Genomic DNA, 9251 nt, shown 5'->3' with positions numbered 1-9251 from the left:
CGGCCGCCCCCCCGCTTCCCGGCACGAACACAGTCGCGGGCGTGGCTGTTCGACTTCCCGCCGGATTCACTCCGCGCCGGGGTAGTCCATCCAGAACGGCTCCCAGTGGTGGCCGTCGGGGTCGACGAAGGTGCGCCCGTGCATGCCCACCTGGGCCTCCTGGGCGCGCTTGTCCTCGTTGACCTCCTCGGTGCCGCCCGCCGCCACCGCGGCCTCGGTCAGCGCGTCCACCTCGGCCGCGCTGCCGAGGGACAGCGCGTAGCCCGCGCCCGCCGCCGCGACCGTGTCGGCGACCGGACGCAGCGTGAAGGTCTGGAAGTACTGCCTGGTCAGCAGCATCAGGCAGATGTTGTCGTCGACGACGATGCAGGCGGCGTTGTCGTCGGTGAAGTCCTCGTTCAGCTTCCAGCCCAGCGCCTGGTAGAAACCCTTGGACCGCTCCAGGTCGGCGACCGGGAGATTGACGAAGATCATCTTGCTGCTCATGGCGGTGTCCTCTCACGCGCGTATGTCGGTGTCAGCTGTGCAGACGAGCGCCCCGCCGCGGATTCATCGGTCCCGGCGGCCGATCGCGCGAAAACACCCGAACCCCCAGTTCAGGGGGCGCGACGCGGCGTTTCATACCCTGTTTCCTGTCGGTGGACTGTGGCATCGTCGTTGCCATGACCGACACGGCAGGTTCGACCTCGTCGCTTCCGCAGTCCGAGCTTCCGCAGTCCGAGCACTCACAGCCTGCGCACTCGCCGTCCGGGCCTTCGAACACCGCGCCGGCCGACGCGCGCGTGCTGGCCGAGTTCGAATCGCATCGGCGGGAGCTGTGCGCGTACGCCTACCGCATGCTCGGTTCCTCCTTCGAGGCCGAGGACGCGGTGCAGGAGACCTTCACCAGGGCCTGGAAGTCCTACGGCTCGTTCCAGGGGCGCGCCAGCGTGCGGTCCTGGCTGTACAAGATCACCACCAACGTCTGCCTCGACATGCTCGACGGGCCGCAGCGCCGAGCCAGGCCGATGGATCTGTCCGGGCCGTCGCGGCCGGATTCGCCGCTGCCCGCACCACAACCGGACTACGTCTGGGTGGAGCCGATCCCCAACGCGCTGGCCTTCGGCGCCGACCCGGCCGAGCACGCCACCGCCAAGGATTCGCTGCGCCTGGCCTTCGTCGCCGCCTGCCAGCATCTGCCCGCCACCCAGCGCGCCATCCTCATCATGCGTGAGGTGCTGCGCTTCTCGGCGGGCGAGACGGCCGAGGCGCTGATGATGTCGCCCGCCTCGGTCAACAGCGCCCTGCAACGGGCGCGCGCCACCATGGCCAAGGTGCGCCCGGCCGAGGACGGCGGGTACGACCCCGCCGACGAGCAGCAGCGCAAGCTGGTCGACGAGTTCGTCACCGCCTTCGAGTCCTACGACATGGACGCCCTCACCACCCTGCTCAAGGCCGACGTGGCCCTGTCCATGCCGCCGATCGAACTGTGGATCAGCGGCCCGGAGAACGTCGCGGCCTTCATGCTCGGCACCGGCTCGGCCTGCGAGGGCTCGCGCATGGTCCGGCTCGACGGCGCCAACGGGCTGCCCGCCTTCGGCCACTACAAGCCCACCGAGACGCCGGGCGTCTACTCGCCCTGGTCGATCACGGTGCTCGAGCTGGCCGGCGACGAGATCAGCGGCCTGAACTTCTTCCTCGACACCGAGCGGCTGTTCCCGCTGTTCGGGCTGCCCATGGAGCTACGCGACTAGGACGCGGGCACGTACCGCTCACGCAGCTTGCGCTTGTAGAGCTTGCCGTTGGGATCGCGCGGCAGCTCGTCGAGGTAGTCGATCGAGCGCGGCATCTTGTACTTGGCCAGGCGCTCGGCGGCGAAGGCCAGCAACTCGGCGGTGAGCTCCTCGCCGCCGGTCACGCCCTCGGCGGGCTGCACGACCGCCTTGACCTCCTGGCCCCAGTCCTCGTGCGGAATGCCGAAGACCGCCACGTCGGCGACCTTCGGATGCGTGATGAGCACGGTCTCGACCTCGGCCGGGTAGATGTTCACGCCGCCGGAGAGGATGAGGTCCGAGCGCCGGTCGCACAGGAACAGGTAGCCGTCCTCGTCGAGGTAACCGATGTCGCCGACGGTGAACAGATCACCGACCCGCGACTCGTCGGTCTTGGCCTTGTCGTGGTGGTACTCGAAGCTGGAGGCGCCCATCTTCATGTAGACCAGGCCCGCCTCGCCGGGCGGCAGCTCCGAGCCGTCCTCCTCGCTGAGCACCTTGACCACCGAGTACGGCCACGCCTTGCCCACCGAGCCCTGCTTGCGCAGCCATTCCTCGCCGGAGATGACCGTGCCGCCGCCCTCGGTGGCCGCGTAGTACTCGGTGACCGTCGGGCCCCACCACTCCAGCATGGCCAGCTTGGTCTCGCGCGGACACGGCGCGGCGCCGTGCACCATGCTGCGCAGCGAGGACACGTCGTACTTCTCGCGCACCTGCTGCGGCAGCGCGAGCAGCCGGTGGAACTGGGTGGGCACCATGTGGCTGTGGGTGACCTTGTGCTTGTCGATCAGGCGCAGCATCTCCTCGGCGGTCCACTTGTCCATCAGAACCACCTTGTGCCCCAACTGGATCGAGATGGTCGCGAAGTTGAGCACCGCGGTGTGGTAGAGCGGCGAGCCGCAGATGTGCACGTGGTCGTCGTAGGGCGCGAGGCCGAACAGGGCGAAGAACGAGGTGTTGGCGACCGAGACGACGTCCGGGTCGGCCCCGGTGAGCGGTCGCCGAACTCCCTTGGGGCGCCCGGTGGTTCCCGAGGTGTAGAGCATGGGCGCGCCGGTGGTGCGCTCGGCGGGCCTGCCCGCGTCGGGGCTGCCCAGCTCCGCGACCGGGGTGAAGCCGTCGATCTCGCCGATCGCGAAGCGCGCGGCGGCGGGCACGCCCGCTTCGTCGGCCGCCGCGACGGCGGCCGAGGCGAAGCGATCACTGGCGAAGAACGCCTTCGCCCCGCTGTCGCCGAGGATGTAGGCCACCTCGGGGCCGGTCAGGTGCCAGTTCACGGCCACGATGTACAGACCGGACTGATAGGCGGCGAAGTAGATCGCGATGGCCTCGGCGCAGTTGTGCACCATGCTCACCAGCACGTCGCCGGTACGCAGGCCGAGATCGTGCAATCCCGCGGCGTAGCGGTCGGCCAGCCGGGCCAGCTCGTGATAACTCACCTCCCGTCCCGACGGATCGACCAACGCCACCCGATCCGGGTGTGCGGCGGCGATGTTCCAAAGACCGAGAATTTCTGACTCCTGCGTCGTCACCCCATCGAATTTAGAACGTGTTCTACCGATCGACAAGGGGTGCGAGCTTTGCCAGGTGCTCGACATCGGGAGCCGACACCAACATCATCGTCACGCCGGCCGCCTCCCAGACCTTCAATCGCTCGCGCACGTGCGCCTCGTCGCCGATGATCGCGGTGTCCAGGATCAGCTCGTCGGGCACCGCCGCGGCGGCCTCGGCCTTGCGCCCGGACTGGAACAGCCGGGTGATCTCCTCGACCTCACGGTCGTAGCCCATCCGCCGGTACACCTGGGCGTGGAAATTCATCTCCGGCGCGCCCATGCCGCCGATGTAGAGCGCCATCACCCAGCGCATCCGCTCCAGTTCGGCGGCCGGATCGTCGGTGATCACCACCTGGCAACTCGCGGCGATCTCGAAGTCCTCGCGCGAGCGCCGCGCACCCGGCCGGGCGAAGCCCTCGTCCAGCCAGGAGTGGTACATCTCGGCCAGCCGGGGCGCGAAGTAGATCGCCAGCCAGCCGTCGGCGATCTCCGCGGTGAGCGCCACATTCTTCGGCCCCTCCGAGCCCAGCCAGATGGGCAGATCCGCGCGCAGCGGGTGCACGATCGGCTTGAGCGGCTTGCCGAGGCCGGTGGCGCCGGGGCCGGTGTAGGGCAGCGGGTGGTGCGGGCCGTCGCTGGTCACCGGGGCCTCGCGGGCGAGCACCTTGCGGATGATCTCGACGTACTCGCGGGTGCGCTGCAACGGCTTGGCGAACGGCTGGCCGTACCAGCCCTCCACCACCTGCGGGCCGGACACACCGAGCCCGAGCACCGCCCTGCCCCCGCTGAGATGGTCGAGGGTGAGCGCGTGCATGGCGGTGGCCGCGGGCGTGCGGGCCGACATCTGCACCACCGAGGTGCCGAGGCGCACCCGCTCGGTGCGCGAGCCCCACCAGGTGAGCGGGCCGAAGGCGTCCGAGCCCCAGGACTCGGCCGCGAAGACGGCGTCGAATCCGGCCTGTTCGGCGGCCACCACCAACTCCCCCGCGTTGGCGGGTGGTTGCGCCATCCAATATCCGAGTTGCAGTCCGAACTTCATGATCGACCCTTTCCGCAGCCTTCGCTTGCCACCAGAATAAGAACCTGTTCTACTCGAAAGTGTGACCGAGGGGAATAGCGCGTCCGGCGCCGTCTCCGCGCCCGCTCGGTGCGCTCTCGACACACCCCGGACGACGCCCTCACCACCACTGTCACCGCCGAGAAAGGGCCGGAATTGAACACCGCCACCGCCACCGCCTCCAGCAGTGGGCCCGATGTGCTGAGCGCGCCGCTGCGGATGCGCTTCGACTACACCCGCTCGGTCGGACCGACCATCGGCGCGTTCCTCACCGGACTGCGCGACCGCAAGGTCGTCGGTGTGCGCGGGAGCGACGGCCGGGTGCTGGTCCCGCCGCCGGAATACGATCCGGTGACCAGTCAGCCGCTGACGGAGTTCGTCGACGTGGCCGACACGGGCACGGTCTCCAGCTGGACCTGGGTGCGCGAGCCGCAGCCCGGTCAGCCCTTCGACCGCCCCTTCGCCTGGGCGCTGATCACCCTCGACGGCGCCGACTCGGCCCTGCTGCACGCGGTGGACGTCGAATCCCCCGAGCAGATCCACACCGGCATGCGGGTGCGGGCGCGCTGGGCCGCCGAGACCAGCGGCGACATCAAGGACATCGTCTGCTTCGAGCCCGGCGAGAGCTCTTCCGCGGCAACCGAACCGGGCTCCGCCGACGCCGAGCCGGTCACCATGATCACCACGCCGGTCGACCTGTCCTACAAGCACACCGCCTCCCCGCAGGAGACGGTGTACCTGCGCGGCCTGGCCGAGGGCAAGCTCATCGGCGCGCGCACCGGTCCCGGCGGCAAGGTCTACTTCCCGCCGCGCGGCGCCGAGCCCACCTCGGGACAGCCGACCGACGACTACATCGAACTGTCCGACCACGGCACGGTCACCACCTTCTGCATCGTCAACGTGCCCTTCCTCGGTCAGCGCATCAAGCCGCCCTATGTGGCGGCCTACGTGCTGCTCGACGGCGCCGACATCCCGGTCCTGCACCTGGTGCTGGGCTGCGAGGCGAGCGAGGTGCGCATGGGCATGCGCGTCAAGGCCGTCTGGAAGCCGCGCGAGCAGTGGGGCCACGGGCTGGAGAACGTGGACCACTTCGAGCCGAGCGGTGAGCCCGACGCCGACTACGAGACCTACAAGCACCATCTCTGAGAGGCGAGCACGTTGACCGTCAACTCCACCGACATCGCGGTCGTGGGTTTCGCCCACGCGCCGCACGTGCCGGAGACCTTCGGCACCACCAACGGTGTCGAGATGCTGGTGCCCTGTTTCCAGCAGCTGTACACCGAACTCGGCATCACCAAGTCCGACATCGACTTCTGGTGCTCGGGCTCCTCGGACTACCTGGCCGGACGTGCCTTCTCGTTCATCTCCGCGGTCGACTCCATCGGCGCGGTGCCGCCGATCAACGAGTCGCACGTGGAGATGGACGCGGCCTGGGCGCTGTACGAGGCCTACGTGAAACTCAAGTCCGGCCAGGCGCGGACAGCGCTGGTCTACGGCTTCGGCAAGTCCTCGGCGGGCGCCCTGAACCGCATCCTGACCATGCAGCTCGACCCCTACCTGGTCGCGCCGCTGTGGCCGGACGCGCTGTCCATCGCCGGCCTGCAGGCCCGCGCCGGCATCGACGCGGGCCGCTGGAGCGAGCGCGACATGGCCGCGGTGGCCGCGGGCGACGACGGTGACCTCGACGCCCTGCTCGACACCCCCTATGTCGCCGACCCGCTGCGCGCCCACGACGTCGCGCCGATCACCGACGGCGCCGCCGCCATCGTGCTGGCCACCGGCGAACGGGCTCGCGAGTTGCGCGAACGTCCGGCCTGGATCACCGCCATGGCCCATCGGATCGACTCCGGTGTGCTCGGCGCGCGCGATCTGACCGTCTCCCCCTCGGCCGCCGCGGCCGCGCAGGCCGCCACCGGCGGCGACGTGTCCGGTTTCGACCTGGCCGAGTTGCACGCGCCGTTCAGCCATCAGCAGCTGATCCTCACCGAGGCCTTCGGGCTGAAGCCGGAGACCAGGGTCAATCCCTCCGGCGGCGCGCTGGCCGCGAACCCGATGTTCGCCGCCGGCCTCGAGCGCATCGGTCACGCGGCCACGGCGATCATGAAGGGCGAGGCCGGTCGTGCGCTCGCCCACGCCACCAGCGGCCCGGTGCTGCAACAGAACCTTGTGACCGTCCTGGATTCGGAGGCGAGCCGATGAGCTTCCCGGCCGCGGTGCTCGGCACCGGACAGACCCATCACGTGACGAAGCGCCACGACGTGTCCATGGCGGGCATGTGCCGCGAGGCGATCGATCGCGCGCTCGCCGACGCGGGACTCACCATCGCCGACATCGACGCCGTGGTGGTCGGCAAGGCGCCCGACATGTTCGAGGGCGTCATGATGCCCGAGCTGTATCTGGCCGACGCGCTCGGCGCGGTGGGCAAGCCGCTGCTGCGCGTGCACACCGCCGGTTCCGTCGGCGGCTCCACGGGCATCGTGGCCGCCAACCTGGTGCAGGCGGGCGTGCACAAGCGAGTGCTGGCGATCGCCTGGGAGAAGCAGTCCGAATCCAACGCCATGTGGGCGCTGTCGATCCCGGTCCCGTTCACCATGCCGGTCGGCGCGGGCGCGGGCGGATACTTCGCCCCGCACGTGCGCTCCTACATCCGCCGCTCCAACGCGCCCACCCACATCGGCGCGATGGTCGCGGTCAAGGACCGCCGCAACGGCGCGAAGAATCCGCTGGCCCATCTCCAGCAGCACGACATCACGCTGGAGAAGGTGCTGGCCTCCCAGATGCTGTGGGACCCGATCCGCTTCGACGAGACCTGCCCGTCCTCCGACGGCGCGTGCGCCATCGTCATCGGCGACGCCGAGTCGGCGGAGCGGGTGCAGGCCGAGGGCCGCAAGGTGGCCTGGATCCACGCCACCGCCATGCGCACCGAGCCGACCACCTTCGCGGGCCGCGACCACGTGAACCCGCAGGCGGGCCAGGCCGCGGCGGCGGCGTTGTGGCAGGCCGCGGGCATCACCGACCCGATCGAGGAGATCGACGCCGCGGAGATCTACGTGCCGTTCTCCTGGTTCGAGCCGATGTGGCTGGAGAACCTGGGCTTCGCCGAGCCCGGTGAGGGCTGGAAGCTCACCGAGAAGGGCGAGACCGAGATCGGCGGCCGGATTCCGGTGAACCCGTCCGGCGGCGTGCTGTCGTCCAACCCGATCGGCGCGTCCGGCATGATCCGCTTCGCCGAGGCGGCCAAGCAGGTCATGGAACGGGCGGGCGACTATCAGGTCCCCGGCGCGCGCAAGGCCCTCGGTCACGCCTACGGCGGCGGCTCGCAGTACTTCTCCATGTGGGTCGTCGGTTCGGAACGGCCGGGCTCGTGAGCAGGCCGCTGCAGTTCACCGTCGGTATCGCGCTCAGCCCGCTCGAGCAGTTGGGCGAGCTGGCGCGGACCGCGGAGGAGTGCGGGTTCACCTCGATCGCCCTGCCGGATTCGCTGTTCTACATGAAGTCCGCGGCGGCGAAGTACCCCTACACCGCCGACGGCTCCCGGTTCTGGGGCCCGGAGACCCCGTGGGTCGATCCGCTCATCGCCGCCGCCTCGATGGCGGCGGTGACCAGCAGGCTGCGCTTCTACACCAACGTCCTCAAGCTGGGCTCGCGGCACCCGCTGCTGCTGGCCAGGCAGGTCGGCTCGCTGGCCGCGCTGACGAACAACCGCTTCGGTTTCGGCGTCGGAATCGGCTGGGCGCCGGAGGAATTCGAGTGGTGCGGCCAGCCCTACGCCCGCCGCGGCGCGCGCGTGGACGAGATGATCGAGGTCATCAAGCTGGTGCTCGGCGGCGGCATGGTGCAGTACCACGGCGAGTTCTACGACTTCGACGAGTTGCAGATGAGCCCGGCGCCCACCGCGCCGGTGCCCTTCTACATCGGCGGTCACACCGACGTGGCGCTGCGGCGCGCGGCCAGGGTCGGCGACGGCTGGACCTCGGCCATGATGACCTTCGCCGAGCTCACCGACACCATCGGCAAGCTGGGCGCGCTGCGTGCGGAGTACGGCCGCGCCGGGGAGCCCTTCGAGATCCAGGCGGTCTGCGTGGACAAGGCGGGCCGCGCAGGCTACCAGGACCTGGCCGACGCGGGCGTGACCGACGCGATCGTGGTCCCCTGGCTGTTCGACGGCATCGGCTTCGACGGCGATCTGGCGGCCAAACAGGACTCGCTGCGCCGCTTCGCCGAGCGCTACATCGCCGATCCGATCGTCGGGAAGGACCGATGAGCGCCACCGAGCACCCCGCCCGCGCCGCCGGCCTGGCCTCCCAGGCCGCGGTGCGCGCCCGCGACAAGCAGGCCTGGCTGGCGCTGTTCGCCCCCGACGCGGTGGTCGAGGATCCGATCGGCCCCTCCGGCTTCGACCCCGAGGGCAGGGGCCACCACGGTCGCGAGGCCATCGCCGCGTTCTGGGACAAGGCCATCGCGCCCACCGAGTCCATCGAATTCCTCTTCGGCGATTCCTTCGCCTGTGGCGACGAGGTGGCCTTCACCGGCCTGATCCGCACCACCCTCGGCGGGCACCTGATCGACGCCGAGGGCGTGTTCACCTACCGGGTGGACGCCGAGGGCAGGATCGCCGCGCTACGCGCCTATTGGGAACTGGACCGGGCCATGCAGACCGCCCGCCCGGCCGGCTGACCGCCGCCGTCCGGCAGCGTCGCCGGACGGATGGTCGCCGGACAACGCCAAGGCCCTCGGATCAACGTCGATCCGAGGGCCTTTTCACGTGTTCGCGTCGTCGTGCGGCCGTCCGGGGCCGGGGGGCCGGCCCCCCCCCCCCCCCCCCCCCCCCCCGGCCCCCAAGAGGGGGACGGGCCCCCCCCCCGAGGCGGGGGGGTACGCCGCGACCAA

Annotated in this window: 9 protein-coding genes; 6 read left to right on the top strand and 3 right to left on the bottom strand. The window is 70.2% G+C overall.

Features of this window, described 5'->3' with window-relative positions:
* Positions 1 to 66: 66 nt before the first annotated feature.
* Positions 67 to 486, bottom strand: coding sequence for a VOC family protein (locus tag QH283_RS02965; RefSeq protein WP_280501481.1), 420 nt, complete (start codon positions 484 to 486; stop codon positions 67 to 69).
* Between the two features lie 176 nt (positions 487 to 662).
* On the opposite strand from QH283_RS02965, the gene QH283_RS02960 reads away from it, so the two are divergent.
* A complete protein-coding gene (locus QH283_RS02960; protein WP_280501480.1) occupies positions 663 to 1733 on the top strand; it encodes a sigma-70 family RNA polymerase sigma factor in 1071 nt (356 codons plus the stop codon).
* On the opposite strand, the gene QH283_RS02955 is transcribed toward QH283_RS02960, so the two are convergent.
* A complete protein-coding gene (locus tag QH283_RS02955; RefSeq protein WP_280501479.1) occupies positions 1730 to 3283 on the bottom strand; it encodes an acyl-CoA synthetase in 1554 nt (517 codons plus the stop codon). The two genes, QH283_RS02960 and QH283_RS02955, sit on opposite strands and share 4 nt — an antisense overlap.
* 22 nt (positions 3284 to 3305) lie before the next feature.
* Complete coding sequence (locus QH283_RS02950; RefSeq protein ID WP_280501478.1) at positions 3306 to 4343, bottom strand: LLM class F420-dependent oxidoreductase; 1038 nt, start codon at positions 4341 to 4343, stop codon at positions 3306 to 3308.
* A gap of 237 nt (positions 4344 to 4580) precedes the next feature.
* Between QH283_RS02950 and QH283_RS02945 the strand changes: the two genes are divergently transcribed.
* From QH283_RS02945 to QH283_RS02925, 5 genes are read left to right on the top strand one after another with little or no spacing between them, the layout of a single operon-like run.
* Positions 4581 to 5507, top strand: a complete 927-nt coding sequence (locus QH283_RS02945) for a Zn-ribbon domain-containing OB-fold protein (protein ID WP_280501483.1) — start codon at positions 4581 to 4583, stop codon at positions 5505 to 5507.
* 12 nt (positions 5508 to 5519) lie between these two features.
* Positions 5520 to 6560 (top strand): thiolase domain-containing protein, encoded by a 1041-nt coding sequence (locus tag QH283_RS02940; protein WP_280501477.1) that lies wholly within the window; start codon positions 5520 to 5522, stop codon positions 6558 to 6560.
* The gene (locus tag QH283_RS02935; RefSeq protein WP_280501476.1) at positions 6557 to 7729 is read left to right on the top strand and encodes a thiolase domain-containing protein; all 1173 of its coding nucleotides are present in this window, start codon (positions 6557 to 6559) and stop codon (positions 7727 to 7729) included. Before QH283_RS02940 ends, QH283_RS02935 begins: the two co-directional genes overlap by 4 nt.
* Positions 7730 to 7737: 8 nt before the next feature.
* Entirely contained in the window at positions 7738 to 8625 is an 888-nt protein-coding gene (locus QH283_RS02930; protein ID WP_280501482.1) for a TIGR03619 family F420-dependent LLM class oxidoreductase, read from the top strand.
* A complete protein-coding gene (locus tag QH283_RS02925; RefSeq protein WP_280501475.1) occupies positions 8622 to 9038 on the top strand; it encodes a nuclear transport factor 2 family protein in 417 nt (138 codons plus the stop codon). Before QH283_RS02930 ends, QH283_RS02925 begins: the two co-directional genes overlap by 4 nt.
* The last annotated feature ends 213 nt before the right edge of the window (positions 9039 to 9251 follow it).

This window comes from Nocardia farcinica (assembly GCF_029867845.1).
GTDB classification, from domain to species: Bacteria; Actinomycetota; Actinomycetes; order Mycobacteriales; family Mycobacteriaceae; genus Nocardia; species Nocardia farcinica_A.
The sequence above is the reverse complement of the archived record's forward strand: the minus strand, read 5'-3'. Positions and strand labels throughout refer to the sequence as shown.